This window comes from Streptomyces sp. NPDC001970 (assembly GCF_053594115.1).
The window spans coordinates 179,327-203,001 of record NZ_JBSFDW010000005.1 but is presented as its reverse complement, the minus strand read 5'-3'; the positions used below and the strand labels follow the sequence as shown (position 1 = coordinate 203,001).

The 23,675-nt window shown below is 69.1% G+C and carries 17 protein-coding genes and 1 pseudogene; 10 read left to right on the top strand and 8 right to left on the bottom strand.

The features are described from left to right. Window positions 1-100: 100 nt before the first annotated feature. Window positions 101-1,735, top strand: a complete 1,635-nt coding sequence (locus ACWCP0_RS09105) for an alpha/beta hydrolase (protein WP_451078200.1) — start codon at window positions 101-103, stop codon at window positions 1,733-1,735. Between the two features lie 118 nt (window positions 1,736-1,853). After that, window positions 1,854-2,619: pseudogene (locus tag ACWCP0_RS09100) on the top strand (SDR family NAD(P)-dependent oxidoreductase). A 224-nt stretch (window positions 2,620-2,843) separates the two neighbouring features. Here ACWCP0_RS09100 and ACWCP0_RS09095 read toward each other — a convergent pair. Further along, window positions 2,844-3,596 (bottom strand): SDR family oxidoreductase, encoded by a 753-nt coding sequence (locus ACWCP0_RS09095; protein ID WP_451078199.1) that lies wholly within the window; start codon window positions 3,594-3,596, stop codon window positions 2,844-2,846. 542 nt (window positions 3,597-4,138) lie between these two features. Between ACWCP0_RS09095 and ACWCP0_RS09090 the strand changes: the two genes are divergently transcribed. Continuing rightward, the gene (locus ACWCP0_RS09090) at window positions 4,139-5,872 is read left to right on the top strand and encodes a SulP family inorganic anion transporter (protein WP_451078198.1); all 1,734 of its coding nucleotides are present in this window, start codon (window positions 4,139-4,141) and stop codon (window positions 5,870-5,872) included. 144 nt (window positions 5,873-6,016) lie between these two features. Beyond that, complete coding sequence (locus tag ACWCP0_RS09085) at window positions 6,017-6,925, top strand: oxidoreductase (RefSeq protein WP_451078197.1); 909 nt, start codon at window positions 6,017-6,019, stop codon at window positions 6,923-6,925. 237 nt (window positions 6,926-7,162) lie between these two features. On the opposite strand, the gene ACWCP0_RS09080 is transcribed toward ACWCP0_RS09085, so the two are convergent. The 6 genes from ACWCP0_RS09080 to ACWCP0_RS09055 form a co-directional block, all read right to left on the bottom strand. Next, window positions 7,163-7,381: a hypothetical protein gene (locus ACWCP0_RS09080; RefSeq protein ID WP_451078196.1), complete on the bottom strand. Its 219-nt coding sequence runs from the start codon at window positions 7,379-7,381 to the stop codon at window positions 7,163-7,165. Window positions 7,382-7,447: 66 nt separating this feature from the next. Further along, window positions 7,448-10,162: a cation-translocating P-type ATPase gene (locus ACWCP0_RS09075; RefSeq protein WP_451078195.1), complete on the bottom strand. Its 2,715-nt coding sequence runs from the start codon at window positions 10,160-10,162 to the stop codon at window positions 7,448-7,450. An 83-nt stretch (window positions 10,163-10,245) separates the two neighbouring features. Continuing rightward, on the bottom strand, window positions 10,246-11,244 hold the full coding sequence (locus tag ACWCP0_RS09070) for a polyphosphate kinase 2 family protein (protein ID WP_451078194.1): 999 nt from the start codon (window positions 11,242-11,244) through the stop codon (window positions 10,246-10,248). Window positions 11,245-11,284: 40 nt separating this feature from the next. After that, window positions 11,285-11,785, bottom strand: a complete 501-nt coding sequence (locus ACWCP0_RS09065) for a three-helix bundle dimerization domain-containing protein (RefSeq protein ID WP_451078193.1) — start codon at window positions 11,783-11,785, stop codon at window positions 11,285-11,287. A 532-nt stretch (window positions 11,786-12,317) separates the two neighbouring features. After that, complete coding sequence (locus tag ACWCP0_RS09060) at window positions 12,318-13,082, bottom strand: SDR family NAD(P)-dependent oxidoreductase (protein ID WP_451078192.1); 765 nt, start codon at window positions 13,080-13,082, stop codon at window positions 12,318-12,320. 95 nt (window positions 13,083-13,177) lie between these two features. Then, window positions 13,178-14,638, bottom strand: coding sequence for an MFS transporter (locus tag ACWCP0_RS09055; protein ID WP_451078191.1), 1,461 nt, complete (start codon window positions 14,636-14,638; stop codon window positions 13,178-13,180). Window positions 14,639-14,832: 194 nt separating this feature from the next. Here ACWCP0_RS09055 and ACWCP0_RS09050 point away from each other — a divergent pair, with 194 nt between their 5' ends. After that, on the top strand, window positions 14,833-15,288 hold the full coding sequence (locus tag ACWCP0_RS09050) for a MarR family winged helix-turn-helix transcriptional regulator (protein ID WP_451078190.1): 456 nt from the start codon (window positions 14,833-14,835) through the stop codon (window positions 15,286-15,288). 157 nt (window positions 15,289-15,445) lie between these two features. Here the strand turns inward: ACWCP0_RS09050 and ACWCP0_RS09045 are convergent, their stop codons facing one another. Continuing rightward, on the bottom strand, window positions 15,446-17,062 hold the full coding sequence (locus tag ACWCP0_RS09045) for a phospholipase D family protein (RefSeq protein WP_451078189.1): 1,617 nt from the start codon (window positions 17,060-17,062) through the stop codon (window positions 15,446-15,448). Between the two features lie 493 nt (window positions 17,063-17,555). Here ACWCP0_RS09045 and ACWCP0_RS09040 point away from each other — a divergent pair, with 493 nt between their 5' ends. From ACWCP0_RS09040 to ACWCP0_RS09020, 5 genes are all read left to right on the top strand, one after another. After that, window positions 17,556-17,885 carry a hypothetical protein gene (locus ACWCP0_RS09040; RefSeq protein WP_451078188.1) on the top strand — a complete coding sequence of 110 codons (330 nt, stop codon included), beginning with the start codon at window positions 17,556-17,558 and terminating at the stop codon, window positions 17,883-17,885. An 896-nt stretch (window positions 17,886-18,781) separates the two neighbouring features. Then, a complete protein-coding gene (locus ACWCP0_RS09035; RefSeq protein ID WP_451078187.1) occupies window positions 18,782-19,300 on the top strand; it encodes a hypothetical protein in 519 nt (172 codons plus the stop codon). 409 nt (window positions 19,301-19,709) lie between these two features. Further along, window positions 19,710-21,155, top strand: a complete 1,446-nt coding sequence (locus tag ACWCP0_RS09030; RefSeq protein ID WP_451078186.1) for a glyceraldehyde-3-phosphate dehydrogenase — start codon at window positions 19,710-19,712, stop codon at window positions 21,153-21,155. 140 nt (window positions 21,156-21,295) lie between these two features. Further along, a complete protein-coding gene (locus tag ACWCP0_RS09025) occupies window positions 21,296-21,829 on the top strand; it encodes a hypothetical protein (protein ID WP_451078185.1) in 534 nt (177 codons plus the stop codon). Between the two features lie 384 nt (window positions 21,830-22,213). Next, window positions 22,214-23,332 (top strand): glycerophosphodiester phosphodiesterase, encoded by a 1,119-nt coding sequence (locus tag ACWCP0_RS09020; protein WP_451078184.1) that lies wholly within the window; start codon window positions 22,214-22,216, stop codon window positions 23,330-23,332. Window positions 23,333-23,675 lie beyond the last annotated feature (343 nt).

Genomic DNA, 23,675 nt, shown 5'->3' with positions numbered 1-23,675 from the left:
GGCCTGGTCCGAACGGGCGAATTCCGTGATCCGTGCGGTGTGCCAGCCATTTGGCCGTGGCCGGTTGCGGGCCCGGTGCGGCCCGCTTGGTATCGGGAGCATGCACATACCCGGATCCACAGCCGGCCTCGGGGGTCATGCCGCGGCCGCTCTCGCTGTGGTGCTCTGCACGACGCTGACCACCGGACCGGGACGGGCACCCGCCGACGGACCGCCTCCCTCCGTTCCCGCGACGCCGATCGAGTGGAGCCCGTGTTCCGGGTTCGACGCGTTCGACTGCGCCGTCACCAAGGTCCCGCTGGACTACCGCAATCCCGGGGCGCGTTCCCTCGACCTGGCGCTCGTCAGGAAGAAGGCAACAGGTCCCGGACCGCGGATGGGTTCGCTGTTCTTCAACCCGGGCGGCCCCGGCGGCTCCGGAACGGAAGCCCTCCTCACGCTCTACGAGCAGTTTCCCGTCGAACTGCGGGAACGCTTCGACATCATCGGCTGGGACCCGCGCGGAGTGGGGGCGAGCACCGCGGTGCGCTGCTTCGACACGACGGAGGAGGTCTTCCGGTGGGCGGAGCCCATTCCTGCCGGTTTTCCGGTCGGTCAGGAGGAGCGAACGACCTTTGTCGACGCCTACGCCGACCTCGGCAGGCGCTGTGAGAAGCACGACCCCGAACTGCTGCGCCACATCTCGACCGCCGACACCGCCCGCGACCTGGACCGCCTGCGCGAGGCGGTCGGTGAGGAACAGCTGAACTATCTCGGCGTCTCCTACGGCTCACTCCTGGGTGCGACCTATGCCAACCTCTTCCCCGACAAGGTGCGCGCCATGGTCCTGGACGGGGCCGTCGACCCGGAGTCCTGGCTGAACGGAGGGTCGAAGAGCGAACCTCTCCTGGGGACGTTGCAGCGAGACGACACCGACCTCGGCGCTGCCGCGACGCTCGAACAGTTTCTCACCCTGTGCGGGAAGGCCACCGTCGACCGCTGCCCCTTCTCCGCAGGCGACCCGGAGGCGACCCGCACCAAGTTCACCCGGCTGATGGAGCGTCTGCAGCAGGCTCCGCAGGGAGCCTGGACCTACGGCGCCACCGTGGCCACCGTCCTTCAGGGCCTTTATGTCGTCGACCCGCAGTGGAGCGAATTGGCCGTCACCCTGCAGGACCTGTGGCAGGGCCGCGCCCCGCAGGAGCCCTCCGTCCCCGAGGATCCGCCACCGTATCCCGCCCTGGAGCAGATCGAGGCGATACGGTGCTCCGAAAGCCCCAATCCCCGTGACCCGCTGCGCTACCCCTCGCTGGAGCAGTTCAGCTACGAACGCGCAGGCGACCTCGGACGCCTCTTGGCCTGGAGCATCGAGCCGTGCGCCACATGGCCGGCCACAGCGGCCCAGCCCTACACCGGCCCCTGGAACCGCCCCACGGCACACCCGGTCCTCGTGGTGAACACCACGTACGACCCTGCCACCGCCTACACGCAGGCTGAGGCCCTGGCGCGTCGCCTCGCCGACGCCCGTCTGCTCACCGTCCACGGCTACGGACACTCGGCCTTCTCCAACCTCAGCAGTTGCGCGGACGACCACGAGACCCGCTACTTCATCGACGGTGTCCTGCCCCCGCCCGGAGCGACCTGCCCGCAGGACAATGAACCGTTTTCCACGCCCGTTCCGCGCGGGGGCATCGACAGCGGCGGGGGAGGGATGGGCACCGGGAATTCCCCCACGGCCCGTCCCGACGCCGGCTGATCAGCCACGGATCACCAACGGGCATTCATGCCACCCTTCATTCGATGTTCAATGAATCGAACAATGAAGACGTGCCAAGTCAGTCGTGTCGGATGGCCCGTCGGGGCCATCCGTCGCGATGTCACCGGAGACGGAGCTCCGTTCTGCCGACCATGTGGTGATCCTTACCGGAGCTGGTTCGGGGATCGGGCGAGCTGCCGCAGTGGCGTTCGCGGAGGCGGGAGCGCGGGTGCTGGGAGTGGGAAGGCGGGCGGAGGCACTGCGGGAGACGGCCGGTCTCCATCCGGCCATCGAGACGCTCGGCGCCGACGTCTGTGCCGAAGGCGCACCAGAGCGGATCGTGCAGGCCGCAGTCGACCGGTGGGGCCGCGTCGACGTCCTGGTCAACAACGCCGGAATCGTCGCAATGATGCCCCTGGCCCTGGTGACGGCTGAAGGCATCAACCAGGTACTGGCCACCAACGGCACCGCTCCGAGCCTTCTGGCGAGCGCCGCCCTTCCGTACTTGCGCAGCTCCCAGGGGGGTGATCGTCAACGGCAGCAGCACATTCGGGCACAGGCGCCACGCTCACGCCTCTCACCACGGTGCCTCGAAGGCCGCGATCGAGCAGTTGGCCCGGAGCTGGGCGCTGGAGTCGGCGCCCGACAACACCCGGGTCAACGCGGTTGCTCCCGGTCCCACCGAGAGCGGAGCACTGGCCGGTGCCGGCCTGTCCGCCACGGAGATCGATCACGTCAAGGATGCCGAGGCGGCACGCATCCCGCTGGGCCGCCGCGGGGAACCCGACGAAGTGGCCGAGTGGATCCTGCGGCTCGCCGATGCGCGGACCGCCTGGCTCACCGGCCAAGTGCTCACGGTCGGCGGTGGACTGGAGCTCGCCTGATCGTGGGGGCGTTTCTTCGCTGCCTGTACGCGCCCCGGCAGCAACTTCCGGCCGTGGTCGTCCGGTGCGGCCCGCACCGGTACTCATGTCAGTGGTTCGTGAGCGCAAGTCCCTCGGCGGTGTCCCGTGTGCGGGCGACGGCTCCGGCGACAAAGCTCCGTCCGGGGGCCCGGTCACGGGAACACGGGAACGGCTACGCCCGCGCGCCTCTCCTGTGGCCGGTCTCAGCGCGCGTCCGGCTGTTGCCCCTGAAGCCAGTCCCTGTAGTGCGTCGGGGCGAGCTCGGCGCCCTCCGGAGCGGTGAGCACGTCTCCGGTGACCACGGCGAACATGCCTGCCTGGTCATCGGTGACCACGCTGCGGCTGTCGGAGCGTGCGGCCAGAGTGATCCGGCCCAACTCGTCGAGGGGAAAGACATCAGGGCCCGCGACGTTGCGGATGCCCTGCAACGGGGCTTCGGAGGCGGCTCGCGTGACCGCCGCGGCGACGTCCGCGCTGGCCATCGGCTGCACGGGGGTGGCCGGCAGGCGGACGGTGTCACCGTCGGTCGTCCACGACATGATCGGTTCGACGAACTCGAAGAACTGTGTGAAGCGCACGATCGAGTACGGTGTCGGCGCGTTCTTGAGGATGTTCTCCTGGGCGACCTTGGCCCGGTAGTAGTCGAGTTGCGGCACCTGGTCCACGCCGATGATCGAGGCAATGACATGGTGGCGGACTCCCGCCGCCTCCGCTGCGGCCGTGACGTTGTTCATCGACGTTTCGAAGAAGCCGATGGAAGACTCGTCGAACGTCGGGGAGTTCGTCAGATTGATCAGCACGTCCGCGCCCTCGAGAACCTGGTCCAGGCCCTTGCCGCTGAGCACGTCGACTCCGGTGGACAGTGAAGCGGGTACGACGTCGTGGCCGGCCGCTCGCAGCCGTTCGACCACCTGTGTGCCGATCCGGCCGCTTCCCCCCAGGACTGTGAACTTCATGGCGCACCCTTCGTCGAGCGTTCAGGTTCCTGAGGGCGTCCGGGCGGACTCGCCGTCCGGATTGCGTGCGCAGGCACCGGGTACGCATCGAACCGGCCGAACCGGGCAGAGCCCCTGTCCTGCTGTGCCGACGCCGATGCTTGAAGCGGTTGGCATCGCCCGTGCCCACGGATCGAACGCATCGCCCTCGACCACCGTACGCCTCACCAGTGCCGGCCGCGCGCGACGGATCCCACGCCTCCGGCCCCGGCGGCCGGCGGGTCTCGAGTGCGCCCCGGTCGTGGGCCAGGCCGGGTGCGGTTGCGGGACGGTTGCCGCGAGAGCAGCCTCGGTCCGCCTCAGCCGGCGGGAACGGCCAGTAGTCCATGCCGCCGATCGTGCCAGGCCGCTCCGACAGTCCGACGTGTGGATCGGATGACGGCTCCGCCGCGTCGGGGATGGCGCCACGCAGATGCTCGCGGTGGCTGACATGCGGGACTGCCGGTCCCCGCGACCGGGCAGGAGTGGGTGGGATCCTGAAGTGTGCGGGGGAGAGGAGCCTCATGACCCAGCACGCCGGAGCCCGCAACGCGGGGTGGCGTCGTCTCGTGCCCGGCGCACCCGGACTCGCCGTGCTCCTCGGCTACGAGCGTTCCTGGCTGCGTGGCGATCTGCTGGCCGGTGTGACCGTCGCTGCGTATCTCGTGCCGCAGGTCATGGCGTATGCGACCGTGGCAGGGCTGCCCCCGGTCGCCGGACTGTGGGCGATCCTGCCCGCCCTGGTGCTGTACGCGGTGCTCGGCTCGTCGCGGCTGCTGTCGGTCGGCCCGGAGTCCACGACAGCGCTGATGACCGCCACTGTGGTCGGGCCGCTCGCCGCGGGGGACCCCGGGCGGTATGCCGTACTGGCGGCTGCTCTCGCGATCGCGGTCGGGCTGCTGGGTCTGGTGGCGTGGGCGGCCAGGCTCGGCTTCGTCGCCGATCTCCTCTCGCGGCCGGTGCTGGTCGGCTATCTGGCGGGCGTGGCCCTGATCATGATCGTGGACCAGTTGCCCAAGCTCACCGGCGTACCGACGACGGGCTCCGGGTTCTTCCCGCAGGTGCTGTCCTTCGTGCGGAATCTGCCCGAGGCACATCCGGCCACCGTGGCCGTCGCCGCCACTGCCCTGGCCTTCCTGTTCGTCGGTCCGCGCTTCCTGCGCGCCGTCCCGGGCCCGCTTCTGGCACTCGTGCTCGGCACCGCGGCGGTGGCGGCGTTCGGCCTGGACGAGCACGGCATCGCGGTCATCGGCGAGGTCCCGGCAGGGCTGCCCCACCCGGCCGTCCCGGATCTGGGTGATCTGCAGCTGCTGCTGCTCCCGGCGCTGGGGCTCCTTCTCGTCGGCTACACCGATGTGATCCTCACCGCCCGCGCGTTCGCCACCGGCGACGAGGGCGGCCGGCTCGACGCCAACCAGGAGTTGCTCGCCATGGGCGCGGCGAACCTCGGCGCGGGTGTGCTGCACGGCTTTCCGGTGAGCAGCAGTGCCAGCCGCACTGCGCTCGCCGACTCCGCGGGCGCGCGCAGCCAGGTGTACTCGCTCACCGCCGGTGCGGCCGTGCTCGCCGTCCTGCTGTTCCTCAGTCCGCTGCTGAGGCTCACACCCGTGGCGGTGCTGGGCGCCCTCGTCGTCTACGCGGCTGTGCGCATGATCGACCTTGCGGGCTTCCGGCGGCTGGCCTCCTTCCGCCGCCGGGAACTCCTGCTGGCACTGGGCTGCCTGTGCGGAGTGCTGGCCCTCGACATCCTGTACGGCGTGTTGGTGGCGGTCGGCCTGTCGGTTGCCGAGCTGCTGACGCGGGTTGCCCGCCCGCACGACGCCGTCCAGGGCCTGGTGCCGGGCCTGGCCGGCATGCACGACGTGGACGACTATCCGCAGGCCCGCACCGTCCCCGGGCTCCTCGTCTACCGGTACGACTCACCGCTGTTCTTCGCCAACGCCGAGGACTTCCGGCGCCGTGCGCTCGCCGCCGTCGCCGAGCAGACCGAACCCGTCGACTGGTTCGTACTCAACACCGAGGCCAATGTGGAGGTGGACATCACCGCGCTCGATTCGGTCGATGCGCTGCGTCGCGAACTGTCCGGGCGCGGTATCGTGTTCGCGATGGCGCGTGTGAAGCAGGACCTGCGCGACGAGCTCGACGCCTACGGGCTCACCACATCCGTCGGCCCCGATCTGATCTTCCCCACACTGCCCACTGCGGTGGCCGCGTACCAGGACTGGTGCCGCGCCCGCGGAGACGGTTCGGCCGAGTAGCAGACGGCGTCACCAGGGACAGGTCCGCCGTCGGCGGTCCTGTTGTGGCGCGTTGCCTTCGTCATCCCACGCAGAACCACCCCTCGGGATTCGGATATGCCTGAATCCCTAGTGTTCGTCCCACAGAGTGGAGATCATTCCGGCATGAGTTCAGAGACGATCACAGCGGCCGCATCAGGTACGTGGAAGCTCGGCGACCTGGAGGTCAACCGGATCGGATTCGGTGCGATGCGCCTGACGCAGAACGGCGAGGCGTTCGCGGCCGATGCCGTTCCGAGCGACCGTGGGCGCGCGATCAGCGTCCTGCGCCGCGCGGTCGAGCTCGGTGTGAACCACATCGACACCGCCGCGTTCTACTTCTCGCCACTGCGTTCCGCCAACGAGCTGATCAATCGGGCGCTCGCGCCCTATCCGGACAACCTCGTCATCACCACCAAGGTCGGGCCGGGCCGGGACCCTTCGGGGAAGTGGCTGGCGCACGCCACCCCGGAGCAGCTGCGCGGCCAGGTCGAGGAGAACCTGCGCCAGCTCGGCCGCGACCACCTCGACGTGGTGAACCTGCGCATCGTCGGACCCGATTCGATCGCCGAACGGTTCGGCGCACTCGCCGAACTGCGCGACGCCGGGCTCATCCGCCACCTCGGCATCTCCAACGTCCGCCCCGAACACCTCGCCGAGGCCCAGGCCATCGCGCCCGTGGTCTGCGTCCAGAACCCGTACGGCATCGGCCTGCGGCCCGAGCAGGACGAGTTCGTGCGTGCGTGCGGTGAGCAGGGTGTCGCCTTCGTGCCGTTCTTCGCGATCGCCGCTGCCGGGCGCGAGGCGGGCGCGAGCGCCGCCGACAGCGACGAGGTGCTCGCCGTCGCACGCGCACACGGGGCGAGCGCCGCCCAGGTCCGCCTTGCGTGGACGCTGCACCGCGGGCCGCATGTGCTGGCCATCCCCGGTACGGGCAACCCGGACCACCTGGTGGCAAACGTGGCCGCCGGCGCACTGCGCCTCTCGGAGGACGAACTCGCCGTCCTGGACGCCCTCCACCGAGGCGGGGCGTGACCGGACGCCGGGGCTGCGCGCCGGCACTGCAGCGAAGGCCGGGACCGGCCGGGTGACACCGCCCACGTCCGCCCCTTCAGGGGACGGGTTTGATCCACCGGTGCGGCCGCAGGCACGGCCCCACGCCGCTGCAGGGCGGGCCGGTCGCTCTCCGGCCTTCCCTGCAGGGCCCTTCGAGCACGTGGATCTGGCCAGGGGGCATACCGCGGCGGATGACGGCCGCTCGCGGGCCGACCATCAGGGCTCGGACTGCAAAAGCCCAGGGCGATCATTGCGCTGACCCGGCTGAGCCCTCGTGTGTTTCCAGGGTTGGGCGCCCGCCGCGTCACCTGCGGTCGGGGTCTTGGGAAGGAGCCCCGCGGCGGCGAGTCCGATGAACCCTATGACGGCGAGGGTGATCATGGCGGCGGCGTCGGCGCCGGTGCTGAGTTCGGCGACAAGGATCGTGCCGGCCACGGCAGTACCCCCCGAAGACCGCGAGTCCGGCGTCCCCGGGACAGCGCGACGCCACCCGGGGCGCGTTCACCCGCTGCGCTTGGCCCTGCGGGCCAGAAGCTTGCCCAGTTCCCACAGGAGCAGAAGCACGACGGCGGACAGCAGGGCCCAGCCGAACTGCCGCAGGTTGATCTCGGTGGTGCCGAGGATGCGGCGGAACCCGTCCAACTGGGTCACCACCACCGCGAGCACGAACTGGGCCAGCGCCACCCAGTTCATCTGCCTGCTGTCGAACGTGCTCGTCGTCAGTACCGATTCCGTCTCGCTGCGGCATTCGAACGCGGCCACGATCAGGCAGAGCGCAAAGGCGGTGAACGCCATCGAACTGCCGATGTGGACGCTGCCGAAGTGGGACTCACCGAGCTTGATCAGCCCGAGCAGAATCACCGTGATTGCCAGTCCGCCGAGTCCGACAGTCACCAGCACGGGCCGGGTCAGCACCGACTCTGCCCGGGGGCGCGGGCTGCGCCGCATGAGGCCCGGGCTTTCCTTGTCGAAGCCGAGGGCGAAGCCGAACGAGGCGTTGACGACGAAGTGGATCCACAGGACCTGGGGCGGGGTGAAGGGTTCACCGGCCGCGATGTTGAAAATGGTGGCTCCGAGGAAGGTCAGCACGAAGGTGACCAGCAGCAGGAGTACGAAGCGGATGTACTTGGTCAGGTTGTCGTAGATCTGCCGGCCCTGCTCCACGGCATAGACGATCGTGGCGAAGTTGTCGTCGGAGAGGATCATCCGCCCGGCGTTCTTTGCCACGTCGGTGCCGCTGCCCATGGCGATGCCGATGTCGGCGGACTTGATGGCCGGTGCGTCGTTGACGCCGTCGCCGGTCATCGCCACGACGTCGCCCTTCTTCTTGAGCGTGTCGGCGAGCAGCACCTTGTGCTCCGGAGCGACCCTTCCCACCACACCGATGTCGTCGATGCGGGCCAGTTGCTCGTGCTCCGGGAGCGCGGCGAAATCGGCGCCGAGAATGGCCTCACCGGGGATCCCGAGCTGACGGGCGATGGCGGCACCGGTGGTGACGTCGTCCCCGGTCACCATGCGGACCCGGATGTGGGCGTCCTGGGCGCTTGCCACGGCTGCCCTGGATTCGTCGCGCGGTGGATCCACCATGCCGACCAGGCTGGTCATCCGCAGGTCGGCGACGTAGGCGAGCAGGTCGGCGTCGGGATCGAAGGCGACCGGGTCCAGATCCCGGGTGGCCGCCGCCATCACCCGGCGTCCGTCACCGCCCATGCGCTCTGCCTGCTCCTGGGCGCGCCGACTCAGCTCGGCGTCCCAGGGGATGCTCGCGCCTGCCGAGAGCGCGGTGGCTGCGCGGGCCGTCACCGCCGGAGCCGCGCCTTTGACGAAGCACCGCACCACAGGCCGACCGGAGGCATCGACGGCAGAGTTGAAGGTGGCCATCAGTTTGTGGCTCGGGTCGAACGGCAGCGTGGCCATGCGGGACAGCCGCTCGCGCGTGGCGTCGATGTCCAGCCCGGCCTTCTGGGCCAGTACCAGGAACGCGCCCTCGGTGGGATCGCCCACGACCTCGCCGTCCACCAGTTTGGCGTCATTCGCGACGAGGTACGGGAGGATGGCGTCCTCGATGCCCGCGGAGGAGCCCGCAGCGTGATGGATCTTCCCGTCGAGGCCGTAGCCCGTGCCCGAGACGGTGTACCGGTCGGTGGGGGTCACGACCTCGACCGCCGTCATCTGATTCATGGTCAGGGTGCCGGTCTTGTCCGAGTTGATCGCCGACGTGAACGCCAGGGTTTCGACCGACGGCAGTTCCTTCACGATCGCGTTGTGCTTCGCCAGGTTGAGACTGCCGACGGAGAGGATGGCCTGGGTCACCGTCGGCAGGGCCTCGGGAATGGCGGCGATGGCCAGCGAGACCGCGCTGACGAACAGGGCGTCCCATGCCTGGTCGCGGCTGCGCCCGAGGGCGAACATCACGATCATGGTCAGGCCCGCGGCGGCCGTGATCCACAGCGTCAGCTTGTTGAGCTCCTTGGTGAGCGGCGGCTCCTCCTTCTCGGTCGCCGACAGCATCTCCGAGATCTTTCCGAGTTCCGTGTCCTCGCCGGTCCCGGTGATGACGAGGACGCCGCTGCCGTGCGTGACCGGGGTGTGCATGAACGCCGTGTTCGACTGGTCACCCGGGCCCAGCGGGACGTCCGGCAGCGTTCCGGCATCCTTCGCGGCGGGGACGCTCTCGCCGGTGAGGGCCGACTCGTCGATCTGCAGCGCGTGAGCTTCGATGATCCGCCCGTCCGCCGGGACCTGGTCACCGGCGGAGATGAGAACGACATCGCCCACGACCAGCTGTTCCGCCGGGATTTCCGACTCGGTTCCGTCGCGCCTCACCCGGGCAGTCGTCGTCAGCATGGACTTCAGCGCGTTCATCGCGCTCTCGGCTTTGCCTTCCTGGCGCAGGCCAACGATCGCGTTCAGCAGCGTCAGCGCGATGAGCAGGATTGCTGTGCTCCACTGCGCGATCAGCAGTGAGACCACCGCGGCTGCCACGAGGACGATCTGCATATAGCTGCGGTACTGCCCGATGAACCGTCGCCACGCCGGACTCGGCCTCTCCTCCGGCAGCGCATTCGGTCCGTTCACGGCCAGCAGCTCGGCGACCCTGGGCGAGGAGAGTCCGGACGCCGGATCAACACCGAATGCCGATGCGACTTCCTGCGGAGAACGCGTGTACCAGGACACCGGATCAACGAGCCGCTGGGCCGGACGATTCGACTGCATCTCCCTCTCAGGCCTCCGATCCGGATCCGGTCGGCCACGTCCCGACGGGTCCCAGGTCCGCTTGCCCTTCGTGGTTCGCGCCCCTACGAATGCTTCCGCTTCGCGGTACGGCCGGTTCGGTGCTGTTCGCCGCCGGTTTCGGGGATCGGATGCCTGGCCGCGTACGGATCGGCCGGCGCGCCCCCAGGGGCCTCGGCCTCGAGCTCTTGCCTGGCGGCCTGGAGGTCCTTGCGCGCCTCCTCGCCGACCGCGGGGTAGTGGGGGTCGATGTCCATCAGCGTGTGCGCCAGGACCGCTGCCGTGCAGATGCGCGCGAACCACTTCCGGTCCGCCGGCACGACGTACCAGGGCGCCCACGGCGTACTGGTCGCCGAGAGCATCTGGGAGAACGCGCGCTGGTAGTCGTCCCACCGCCGGCGCTCCCGGACATCGGCGGCGGAGAACTTCCAGTTCTTCTCCGGCAGGTCGAGCCGCTTCATGAAACGGATGCGCTGCTCTTCCTTGGAAAGGTTCAGGAAGACCTTCACCACCTTGAACCCGTTGTCGGTCAGGTAGCGCTCCCAGTCGTTGATTTCCCGGTAGCGGCGGTCCCAGACATCCGCCCTTCGCACATGCTCCGGCAGCCGCTGCCGATCGAGGAACTCCGGGTGCACCCGCACCACGAGAACCTCCTCGTAGTGCGAACGGTTGAAGATCGCGATGTCGCCGCGTGCGGGCAGGCTGGCTGCGTACCGCCACAGGTAGTCGTGGTCGAGCTCTTCGGCGGAGGGCTGTTTGAAGCTGCTGACCTTGACACCTTGCGGGTTCACTCCGCTCATGACATGCCGGATCGTCCCGTCCTTTCCTCCGGCATCGAGCGCCTGCAGACAGAGGAGCACTCCGTATGTGTCCTGGGCGGCCAGACGCTCCTGGTACTCGGCGAGCAGCTGCACACCCGTGTGCAGCAGCTCTGCACCGTGCTTCTTCTTCAGGCCGGCCTTGTAGCGGGGATCGAAGTCCTTGCCCAGGTTCACCCGCGATCCCGGCTTCACCCGCAGTGGCTCGATGAGATTCGCGATGCGTTCGGCCCTGGAGTCCGTCATGACGACCCGCCTCATTCCTGTCACGCCGGGTGCCACACGGTCATGTGCGCTCACCACGGTCAGGGCCCACATCCGACGTGTGCGCCGGCCGGAGCCTCACGGGCCTCCATCGGCTGCGCAGGGGGAAGTGCGCCATGCTCCCCGTCGACTGCTCCGCCGTCCCTCGTGTCGTCGGCAGTGAGACGGCCGAGCCGCCTGCGGTCGCCGTAGCGTCGGTGGCACCTTCACGGCCGACGGCACTGAGCATGCTCCGGACCCGGCGGGTGACCAGAATCGGGATGTAAGTCCTGATCTTCGCCTGCTCGAACGTGCCGTAGGCCGTCGCGACGACTGCGTCCATGATCGCCGGGTCGATCGAGGGGTAGGCGGTCTTCAAGCGTGCGGCCACGTGCCGGATGGCCACGTCTTCGTCCTGCGGGGCGGACGCCTCAGCTACCTGGGGCGGCGCCGGATCTGCACATACCCGCGGACCGGGACCGCGAGTCGCTCCCTTTGGTGGGGCGCTGTCGCCGACCTCGTACGCCGGCTCATCCGTACTCATCGCTCAACCGCCCGCCCGCTCGCAAGACCCAGTTCTCAAGGGTCAGAGGCTGCATGGCCGACGGCCCCGGACCCGACAACCCCGAGACAGCTCATGGGCCGACTGCGAGGCCGACAGTCTCATTCTCCGGCGCCCCGGTCGAAACCGCCTCACGGACGGCGCCTCCGAGGCGGGTTCCTGCGATGCCGCAGGATCGGTGCTCCAAACCGGGATATGCGGGAGGAACGCTGCAGCGACGGGGCCGATGAGCCTGTCACCAAGGGTGACGAGCACGTAACCGCTTCGACTGGGACGCCGGCCGACTGCGGCCGCTCTCACCGCCGCCCAACTCATCACCAAGTGGCGCCGCCACATCCTCCGCCTTCCGACCCGCCGGCCCTGGATCGGCGTCACCTCATGACCAACCGCACTCCACGCCTCGCGCCCCAGACACGGACCGCTCGCGAACTCCGCCCTGCTGCTCTGCCTCGAGGCGCCACTCACAGGGCACTACCCTTCAAGGGCCCGTCGAGTATGTGGGTCTGACCAGGGGTCAGACCGCGGACCAGCCGTTGTCGACGGGGAGGACGACTCCGCTGATGTTGGCTGCGGCGTAGGAGGCGAGGAAGACGATGGCGGCGGCCTGCGTCACCGGGGCGGCGGGCTGTCCGACGTTGCCCATGTACGGGCCGAGTGCCTGGGGGCCCAGGGCAGCCCGGTCGGCGGTCCCCTGGATGTTGGTGAGGGTGCCGCCGGGGGCGATCGCGTTGGCGCGGATGCCGTGGTTGCGGTACGTGATGGCAAGCGACTTGGTCAGGCCCGCGATGCCGTGCTTGGCCGCGGTGTAGGCGGCACCGGCGGCCGAACCGCGCAGCGACGCCTCGGAGGCGGTGAACACGATGGCGCCCCGGCCGGCTTCGAGCATGCGGGCAAGGGCGGCGCGGGTCAGCAGGAACGGGGCGGTCAGATTGATCCGGATCAGCCGTTCCCACTCCGTGTCCGTCACATCGGCCACGGCCGACATGCTGTCCATGATCCCGGCGTTGTTGACCAGGACGTCGATGCCGCCGAACGCCTTGAGCGCGGTGGCGACGACCTCGTCCACGACGGCCTTTTCACTGAGGTCGCCGACGACCGCGACCGCCGTGCCTCCGACCCCCTCGATGTCGGCGGTGACCTGGGCGGCTCCGTCCGCGTTCAGGTCGGCGACGACTGTCCTCGCCCCGCGCTCGGCGAACGCGAGGGCGGTGGCCCTGCCGATGCCGATGCCGGAGCCGGCTCCGGTGACGATGCGGTCGGCGAAGTCGTCGACGGTCATGACGAGGTCCTCTTTTCTGCCATGTGCATGGGATGGGGCGGCGGGAGGGTCGTGCCGCGTGCGATTTCGGGTGACGTGGTCCGGCAGCGAGCGGGTCACACCTTCGCTTCGGACGCCGGGAGCGATCCGGCGTCGATCCGGGGGGTGCTCTCGGCGGGGGCGGCCGCCGCCCGTACGGGAATGAGGAACGCGACGACCGCGGCCGCGAGGCCGACGCCGCAGCCGATCAGCATGGCGACGCGGAACCCGTTCTCCGACGGAAGGAGGTGCCCGCCGAAGCCGGTCGTCATCTGGGCGAGGATCACACCGATCACGGCGGCCGACACGGAGCTGCCTATCGAACGCATCAGTGTGTTGAAGCTGTTGGCCGAGGCGGTCTCGTTCTGCGGCACCGCGCCCATGATGAGGGCGGGCATCGCGCCGTACGCCAGGCCGACGCCCGCGTTGCAGATGATGGTGACGGCGAGCAGGCCCCAGGTCGAACCGAGGAGCACCAGCGAGGACGCATAGCCGATGGCGATGACCAGACTTCCGACGGCCAGCGTGTCCTTGGGGCCGCGCGCGTCGGAGAGCTTCGCGCCCAGCGGCGCCAGGGCCATCATCATCAGCCCCGCCGGGGCCATCCACAGCCCCATGGCCATCATCGACTGGCCGAGCCCGTAGCCGGTGGCCGCGGGCAGCTGCATCAGCTGAGGGACGACCAGTGACTGGGCGTACATCGCGAAACCGACGAGGACCGAGGCCGCGTTGGTCATGAGCACCTGCGGGCGGGCGGTGACACGCAGGTCCACCAGCGGCTCGCGGGTACGCAGTTCCCACCGTCCCCAGGCCAGCAGCACGAGGACCGCGGCGACGAACAGGCCGACGGTGGTACCGCTTCCCCAGCCCCAAGTGGCGCCCTTGGACACGGCCAGCAGCAGGGCGACGAGGCCGGCCCCGAGGCCGAGGGCTCCCGGCGCGTCGAAACGGCCGGAGGCGGTGCTCACCCGGCCCGCGGGAACCGAGAACCAGATCAGCACACCGACGAGGGTGCTCAGGGCTGCCGCGACCCAGAACAGCACGCGCCAGCTGGTGTTCTCGGCGACCGCCGCGGAGAACGGCAGGCCGAGCGCGCCGCCCACCCCCATGGACGCGCTCATCAGGGCGATCGAGGACCCCAGCCGCTCCGGCGGCAGCACGTCGCGCAGGAGGCTGACGCCCAGGGGGACCACGCCCATGCCCAGGCCCTGCAGACCGCGCCCGACGACCATCGGGGTCACGGATGTGGCCAGCGCGCAGACCACCGAGCCCCCGACGAGCGGTGCCGCCGAGACGAGGAGCATGCGTCGCTTGCCGTACATGTCGCCGAGCCGCCCGGCGACGGGAGTCGCCACCGCCGCCGAAAGGAGCGTGGCGGTGATCACCCAAGAGGCGTTCGAAGCGGTGGTGTCCAGCAGGTTCGGCAGATCGCCGATCAGGGGCACCACCAGGGTCTGCATGAGTGCGGCCACGATGCCCGCCAGTGCGAGGACACCGACGATGCGGCCGGGGCGGGGGTCGGGCTCGGAGCCGTCCATGGTTCTCCCTTGCTCGTTCGGACCGGATGGCGGTGCACCGCGCAACGGTCCGATGCGCACCACACTCCAGCACTGAATGTGCATCGTACATGCGCTATGTACGATGCATAGACTGTGCATCATACACACTTCGTGTGGTACACCTGACGGGGACACCCCACCCGCACAGGAGTCCCGACCAGGGGAGGACCCGCATGGACAAACCCACTCACCTGATCGAGTTCGAGACCATGCTCCTCGGGCGGCACGCGTTTCTGTTCAACCCGCGCACGCGGAAGGCCGGCGGGCGACTCGACCGCAGCGCCTATGTGTTGCTCACCCGTATTCAGATGGACGGTCCGATGTCCATCGGGCAGCTCAGCGACGCCTTCGGCCTGGACACCTCCACCCTCAACCGCCAGACCGCGGCCATGCTGCGCGCGGGGGTCGTCGAGCGCATCCCCGACCCCGACGGCGGCATCGCCCGCAAGTTCCGCATCACCGCCGAGGGTGAGAGCCGCCTCGACGCCGACCGCGCCGAGCACATCGACGGCATCGCGACGGTGCTCGCCGACTGGAACCCCGAGGACGTGGCCGACTTCGCCGCCTACCTCGAGCGCTTCAACCGTGACATCGAGCGCCTCGACGGACACCCCTGGCCTCGGCCCTGACCGGTCCCGGCACATCCAGGTGGTCTTCGCGGACTTCTACGTTCGTCGGATCGTCCGCGACGAGCCCAGGAGCCCACGAGCCCACGAGCGCGCCGGACCTGTCCGTGCGGGCCCGCATCTCGTGGGCGTCAGCCCGGTCGGCTCCGTTCCGACCGTCTCAGTACGCGTTGCCACGCCGCAGCCTCCGAGGTCTGCCGTCCGGGTCGATGAAGAGGCGGTACAACGGCCTGGAGAGCGTCATCGCCGCACGTGAGAGGTCGGGCGGGCGATAGGTACGAAGGCGCCCGGGCGGCCGCGCACCGGAGCGACCGCCGGCGTGCCATCCGTCCAGTGCGCCGGCCGCCGCCGCGAAGCTGTCGAAGGCGGCCACGGGATCGCAGAGGTCGTCCGGCGCGTCCCGGTTCTCGGGCTGCTCGCGGTCCAGGTGCTCACGCGAGAGTTCCAGTCGCAGGTTCCTTGCGTAGCGGCGGGCGCCGTCGCCGAGCCGGCCCGGGTCGCACGGCTCACGCGCGTCCGCGGTCTCGTCCAGGACGGTGCAGTCGATTTCCGAGTCGTGGGTCCACGAGCGGAGGTTGATGTTGTCGGATCCGACCGAGGCCCATACGTCGTCGATCACGCACACCTTGGCGTGGACGTACACCGGTGTTCCGGCGTGGTTCTCGACCCCGTACACGGCGACGCGGCCACCTCCCGCGCGGCGCAGCTCGTCCAGAGCAGTGATCCGTCCGACCAGGTTCATGGGCAGGGTGAGCCTGCCGTCCTGCTCGGGAACGGAGGGAACGACCGCGATCAGGCGCAGGTCGGAGTTGGCGCTCAGTGCGTCGGCGAAACACTCGACCACCAGCGGCGACCACAGGTACTGGTCCTCCAGGTAGATGAGCGCCCGAGCCCGCCGCAGGGCCTTGAGATATCCGCGCGCGACGCTGCGCTCGCCGTCCGGAGCGAAGGCGTGGCCACGCAGCAGACGGTTGGGATAGGTACGCAGCACCTGGACGGTGTGCCGGCCGCACGGCGCGGGGTCGGGAAGCTGGGGCGGCAGCGGGTCCGCGTCCGTGTCCTCCCGGTGGACGAGCTCACGCAGGCGGGTGAGCGGACTGCGGGTGAGCGGGGCGGGATCGTCCCAGCGTTCGCGGAAGCACGCCTCGATGTCGCCGACCGCCGGCCCGCGTATCGCGAGCTGGATGTCGTGCCACGGCGGGTGCGGTCCGTACGCGGCGGCGATCGGGAGTGACTGTGGGTCGCCGCGGTGGGAGACGTCGTCGTTGCGGTTGCGGCAGAGGTCGGTTCCCCCGACGAACGCGATGTCGCGCTCGGGGCGACCGGGATGCCGGAGCACGACGAACTTCTGGTGGTGCGAGCCGCCGGGGCGCACGCGTGTGTCGAGCAGGCACTCGCCGCCCGCAGCCTCGATGTCCTCCTCGAGGTGGCGGTTCTCGGTCTCGCTGAACTGGAGGCGGTCCAGATGGGATCGCCACATCAGGCCTTTGACGATCACGCCGCGCTCGGCCGCCCGGGCCAGCACGGTGCCTGTTGCGGTGCCGGGACCCGCGAGCCGCTCGTCGGGGTCGCCACGCCAGTCGGTGAAGAGCAGCAGGTCTCCGGCGCGCTGCGAGCGGATCGCATCGAGGAGCTCCGGGAAGTACGTCGCGCCGTGGACCAGTGGCCGCACGTGGTTGCCACAGGACCAGGCCGTCCGGTCCTGACGGCGGCTGTCCAGTCGCGTCGCCGGATTACCGCGTTCACCGGGAGTCAGCAGCCAGTCGTTGAATTCCACAGCAGGCCTCCGACGCCCGTTCGGTTCCATCAGTGCGGTTACCCGCTTCCCGGGCGTTTATCGGGAGCACCGGGGAAGACGGCGGAACGGGGAGGCCATGAGGCCGATCCGGCTCGGAATCGACCCTGCGTCGATCAAGGTCCGTGGCGATCTGTACGGAATGGCGACATGCAAACCTATGCAATTTCGCTTGGATCAACGCAGCGGGTCTGAAGCACATCCGGATGGATGAACCAGACCTCCTTGCTGGGTTTGAGAATTGACCCGCGATCACATAATCATAATCCCTGGAGTTGACCCCGAGAAACTATTGCATGGGCGAGGAAGTATGTTTTCTGTTTCGAAGTGGGGCGTGGTGGCAGTAACGGCCGTCTCGCTGGCGGCTGTCGCGAGTTCTGCATCTGCATCAAAGGATCCGTACACCCTGGATGGGGACGAGAACAGTAAGCGCGCCAGGGTCATCAGCCTGACGTCCACGAGCACGGGAACCACGATGGTCGACAACGGGACACCCGGGCCCGGGATCGGCGATCAGATCATCATCACCGCAAACCTCTTCCGCAACGGTGTCAGTTATGGCACCGAGGGTGCGGTGTGCACCCGAGTGGCAGCGGGGACCACTCACTGCACGGGCACCTTCAGCCTTCCCCGAGGGCAGGTGACGTGGCAACATCTGCACACCGTTCCCACCGGCGCCCCGCCCAGCGACTTCGAGGTCGCCGTCACCGGAGGCACCGGCGCGTACGCCACCGCTCGCGGCTACGCCCATATCGCCAGCATCTCCGCGTCGGGCGGCGCCTTCACCCTTCATCTCGTGTGCTGACCGGCACGTGCGTCGCCATTCGCACGGCATCACGCCCCGCGGACTGCGGCCCCTTCGTGTTCCGGACGCGGCAAGACGAAGAGTGAGGTGGGGGAGGTGCGCCTCCGTCGGCCGGCTTTCCCGAGCCGCAGGCGACCAGCGGCTGCTCGTCAGCAACGCCACCCCGCTGCGGCGCTGGGAATTCGAAGGCCATCGACATTCTGGCCGCACTCGTCGCCACCGGTGCCGGCGTGGCTTTCTTGCCCGCCGGCATCGCCCAGGACCAGGCAGGCGTCGCCGGCCTGAGGCCGGCTCCCCGCATGGAACGCATCATCCCTGACGCTCACTCGGGCCACCGCTCAGGAGACCCCGCCATCACCGCCTGCCTCCACGCCGCCCGACAGGCCCTGGGCGGCCCACACTGAGCAGACGGCCAGCGCGCCTCCGAACGGGCAGGCACCGCGAGCAGTAACTCCGCGTCGGCGATGGCCTTCGGGGATGGTCCGAAGCAGCAGCGGACGTCCTCCGGCCTCTTGTGCCGGGACTCGACCATTGCCATCAGCAGGCTCCCCCCGGTCTCGCCCGGACGAGTCAATGCGCTCTGCGGTTGTTCGGCTGCGATGCGGCCCTCCAGGGCGCGAGCGCGATGCGACGGTGGTCCTCCACCAGGATCTGCCTCGCCCTGCGGCGCGCCGCAGGGCAGCCGCACGCCGTCCTCGCTCTGCCGCATGACCTCGATCTCCCGCCGTTCCTGGCGGAGTTGCGGCGGCCGCGGATCGGCAGCGGCCCGATGGGCGACTCTGCGATCCATGGGTGGCACGGCGGTGCAACTCACCGTATCGACCACGCCGGTGGTTGCGTGTGCTGTGCGCGCCCCCGCTGGGTCTCGCACAGCTTCGTCGGCCATACTCCTCCCCGTGGATCAGGAACAGGCAGGCACAAACACAGGTACCAGCATCCGGCCGGTGTCGGCCGCCGGTCTCGATCCGGCGTACATTCCCGGACTTGTGTCCTCGCGTCCCGAGGTGTCGAGTCGGGCGGACGACGCGGCGCCGGAGGGGAGCGGCGCGGCCACGTCGGTCGATGCCGCCCCGGTCGAGGAGTCCTCCGGCGCGCAGACGCGGGTGGATCCGGTCGACGGTGACGACGACGGGCCCGCTTTCGAGGTGTCGGATCGGCGGGGCGCCATCGTCGCCGACCGCAGGGGTGTCACCTTCCGACTGGACGCAGAGGCGGCCGAGTTCGGCTGGGACGAGATCGGTGCGGTGGAGGTCGACACCCCGCGGTTCGGGCGGCGGTTCGGTGTCACGGTCTACGTTTCGGACCGGCGCTGGTTCCGGAACGATGTCGAAGCGCCGTCCCGAACGGTCCTCAAGGAATGGGCCGTGGAACTCGACACGGTTCTGGACTCCCGGTTCGACGACTCCGGAACGTAGAGTCCCGGCGGTTCGGCGAGGACCTGCAGAGGCAGCAGCCGTGTCGCTGTGCACGAGCGTGCGCTGGAGGAGGCGCGGGGCGGGCGTCGGCGTCGCCGGGTGCCCGTTGAGGCCGGGCCGGTCAGGGCGGCGGAGCCGAAGCGACGGTTGAGCGCGTCGATGGCCTGCTCGGTCTGTCGGGCTCCCTCTGCCAGGGGCCGCAGCCGTGCGCCCTGCTCGGCCCTGATGCTGGTGATCAGGTCTGGCTGAAACCCTACAAAGTCGGACATGCGAGTCCCGTGCTGCGGCGATTTCCTGCCCTGGTCCGGCCGCGGGCCGGCTGCGGCATCCCGCTCAGGTGGCACCGTTTGAATGATCAAAGTGGCGGCGGGTTAGCATGTGAGCGCCGCCTAGCTCGAAAGATAAACCTGTGACTGTCAATGACGACTCGTTCACCAATTGGAAGAACCGCGAGGAGATCGCGGAGTCGATGATCCCGATCATCGGGAAGCTGCACAGGGAGCGGGACGTCACGGTCCTGCTTCACAGCCGCTCCTTGGTGAACAAGTCGGTGGTCAGCATCCTCAAGACCCACCGATTCGCCCGGCAGATCGCCGGTGAGGAACTCTCGGTCACCGAGACGCTGCCGTTCCTGCAAGCACTCACCACGCTCGATCTCGGCCCTTCCCAGATCGACATCGGCATGCTCGCCGCCACGTACAAGGCCGACGACCGCGGTCTCTCGGTGGAGGAGTTCACCGCCGGGGCCGTCGCCGGCGCCACGGGTGCCAACAAGATCGAGTGCCGCGAGCCGCGCGACGTCGTCCTCTACGGGTTCGGCCGCATCGGCCGCCTCGTCGCCCGCCTGCTCATCGAGAAGGCCGGCTCCGGCAACGGCCTGCGCCTGCGCGCCATCGTCGTCCGCCGGGGCGGCGACCAGGACATCGTCAAGCGCGCCTCGCTTCTGCGCCGTGACTCCATACACGGCCAGTTCCAGGGCACGATCACCGTGGACGAGGCGAACGGCACGATCATCGCCAACGGCAACGAGATCAAGGTGATCTACGCCGGCGACCCGACGGAGATCGACTACACGGCGTACGGCATCAAGGACGCCATCCTCATCGACAACACCGGCAAGTGGCGCGACCGCGCGGGGCTGTCGAAGCACCTGCGCCCGGGCATCGACAAGGTCGTCCTGACCGCGCCGGGCAAGGGCGACGTCCCGAACATCGTCCACGGCGTCAACCACGACATGATCAAGCCGGACGAGCAGATCCTGTCCTGTGCCTCCTGCACCACCAACGCGATCGTCCCGCCGCTGAAGGCGATGGCGGACGAGTACGGCGTCCTGCGGGGCCACGTGGAGACCGTCCACTCGTTCACCAACGACCAGAACCTGCTGGACAACTACCACAGCTCCGACCGCCGCGGCCGTTCGGCGCCGCTCAACATGGTCATCACCGAGACCGGTGCCGCGTCCGCCGTCGCCAAGGCGCTGCCCGACCTCAAGGCGCCGATCACCGGCAGCTCGATCCGTGTCCCGGTGCCGGACGTCTCGATCGCGATCCTCAGCCTGCGGCTCGGGCGCGAGACCACCCGCGAGGAGGTCCTCGACCACCTCCGCAACGTGTCGCTGACCTCGCCGCTCAAGCGCCAGATCGACTTCACCACCGCCCCCGACGCGGTCTCGAGCGACTTCATCGGTTCGCGCCACGCCTCGATCGTCGACGCAGGCGCCACCAAGGTCGACGGCGACAACGCGATCCTCTACCTCTGGTACGACAACGAGTTCGGCTACTCCTGCCAGGTCATCCGCGTCGTCCAGCACGTCTCCGGGGTGGAGTACCCGACCTACCCGGCACCGCTGGTCTGATCTCGCTGCTCCGGTGCGTACCGAGAAGGGCGTCTGACGGGCATCAGCCCGGCTCAGGCGCCCTTCTCGGGTGTCCACCGGCGCCGCTGCCCGATGGTCGGGGTGCGTCCGGTGGTCTCGGTGAGGGAACCGTCGACCAGGTGGACGTCCATGTCTCCGCACTGCTGTATCGCCCGGCCGCCGGGCGTGACGTCGGCCGGGTCCTCGCCACCGGCGAAGCGTTCAACCGCCCCGCCCACCACAAGACGGCCACCACACCCAGGCGAACAGCCGACGTGAGTCGTGATCGAGGCCCTCATGGGCTGCTCGTGGTGCGGCTGGACCTGTACGTGGATCTACAACGGGGGCTACCCATGGGACACGGCGCTGAGCGAAAGAACGGCAACGGTTCGGCCTCTGAGGCGTACACGCGGGATATCCGTGCAGACCGCCAGTCTGTGCGCGAGGCACTCCGCTCAGATCTCCCCGCCGCCCACATCGGCCTGGGCGTGACGGTCATCGCCTTGGTCGTCGTTGCCGGCTTCGCCGGCGCTCGATGGACCTTGATCGTCGGTGGTGCGTTCCCGGCCTGGTTCGTTCTCGCCCTGGCAGTGATTCGCATCGGCAGTGGCCGCGGCTGGGACGCCGTCCGACGGGCCTACATCGCCACCTTCGGCTGGGGCAACTGGATCTGAGCACCCTCCGCCCTGCTGCCGGGCCCTTCAGCAGGGCGGACGTTGAACGAGAAGCTGAGGCACGCTCGCAGACGCGGCCCTGCGCCGTGCGGCCCGCCGCGCCGGACGGTGTCGGGACGAACTGCGGGTGCACGCCGACGCGATGCCCCACACCAGTGAGCAGTGCGTCGGCTGATCCCGGTTTCCTCTTGGACCCGCTCCGTGCTGGGAGGCTCGGCAGCTCGGGATCCCAGGGTTCATGACCTTTTCCGAGGCATTCCACCCTGGGTGTCGTCTGCTCGTAGTGCAGTGGCAGGCTCAGCAACATCTGTCAGTGCGTTTGCTGTCCCAGAGTGCGCAGAACCGGGCCGATGGGCCCCACCGCACGAAAAGAGACAGAACATCATGGTTAACCGTCTGACGGGCCGCACGATGGCCCGGGCAGCCACCGCACTGGCTGTCGGCTCCTGTGCCCTCGCCATGGTTGTGCCGATGGCGGCCGCCGACACCGCGCCCGCCGTGTCGGAGCAGAGCAAGGAGCACACTCACGGGCCGCGTGGTTTCGACCTGCAGGCCCACCGGGGAGGCCTGGGGCTGGTCGTCGAGAGCACCACGGCCGCTTTCGCCAACGGGCTGGAGACCGGCGTGAGTACGCTCGAGCTCGATGTCCAGATCACCCAGGACCACCAGGCCGTCGTCACCCACGACCGGAAGATTGCCGGCACGAAGTGCAAGGACACGGGTCCCGTCACGCCGGGCGATCCGGAGTACCCCTACGTCGGCAAGTACATCGTCAACCTCTCCCTGGCCCAGGTCCGCACCCTCGACTGCGGTTCCCAGACCCTGCCCCAGTTCCCCGGACAGCGTCCGAGCCCGGGTGCCCGGATGCCGCTGCTCACCGAGGTCTTCGACATCGTCAAGAAGTACAAGGCGAAGAAGGTCTGGATGAACATCGAGACCAAGGTCGAGGCCGGCGCCCCGCACGAGACCGCGCCCCGTGAGGAGTTCGTCCAGATCGTCGCCCGCCAGGTGCGTGAGTCGGGCCTCTCGAAGCAGGTGTCCGTCCAGAGCTTCGACTGGGGCGCGCTGATGCGCATGCGCCAGGTGGCCCCCGAGCTGCCGATCGTGGCACTGACCAACGGCCAGCAGTTCCTGCAGGTGGGTGTGCCCGGTGCCTCGCCCTGGCTCGGCGGCATCGACATCGACGACTTCGACGGCGACCTGGTCGCGGCAGTGAAGTCCTTCGACGCGGACGCGATCTCGCCGGTGCACGGCAACCCGCAGAACGGCACCGTGGACGACCCAACCTACGTCCCCTACACCACCGAGAAGCTGGTGGACGACGCCCACAAGGCCGGTCTGAAGGTCATCCCCTGGACGGTGGACGACAAGCCCACCATGAACAAGCTGATCGACGACGGCGTGGACGGCATCATCACCGACTACCCGGACCGGCTCCGTGAGGTCATGGCGGAGCGGGGCTTCAAGCTGCCCCAGCAGTACACCCTCAAGGGCCACCACTGAGTTGTCTGTGTTCCGGTTCCGGGGTTCCCGGAACCGGAACACGCCCGCGGTGGGCCGGCTCGGGTCAGCGGCACTCCCGGTGGACGAGGGAGCAGTTGCCACTGATCCAGCTCGACTACGACGTGGACACTGATGCGGCGGACACGGCGAAGCGCCGGAGCGATCTCACGATCACCGCGTTGTATATAGCAGTATTTGCATCATTTGTCCACATAGGTCGGCGCGGACGCCACGGTCGGCGCACCCAGCCGGACGCGCCCCGCTCGGCGCGGTTCGTCAGGCTGCGAGCCATGGCGGGCGACGCCCGCGGCAATAGCGCCGAGCGGCGCATCGTGCCGGCGTC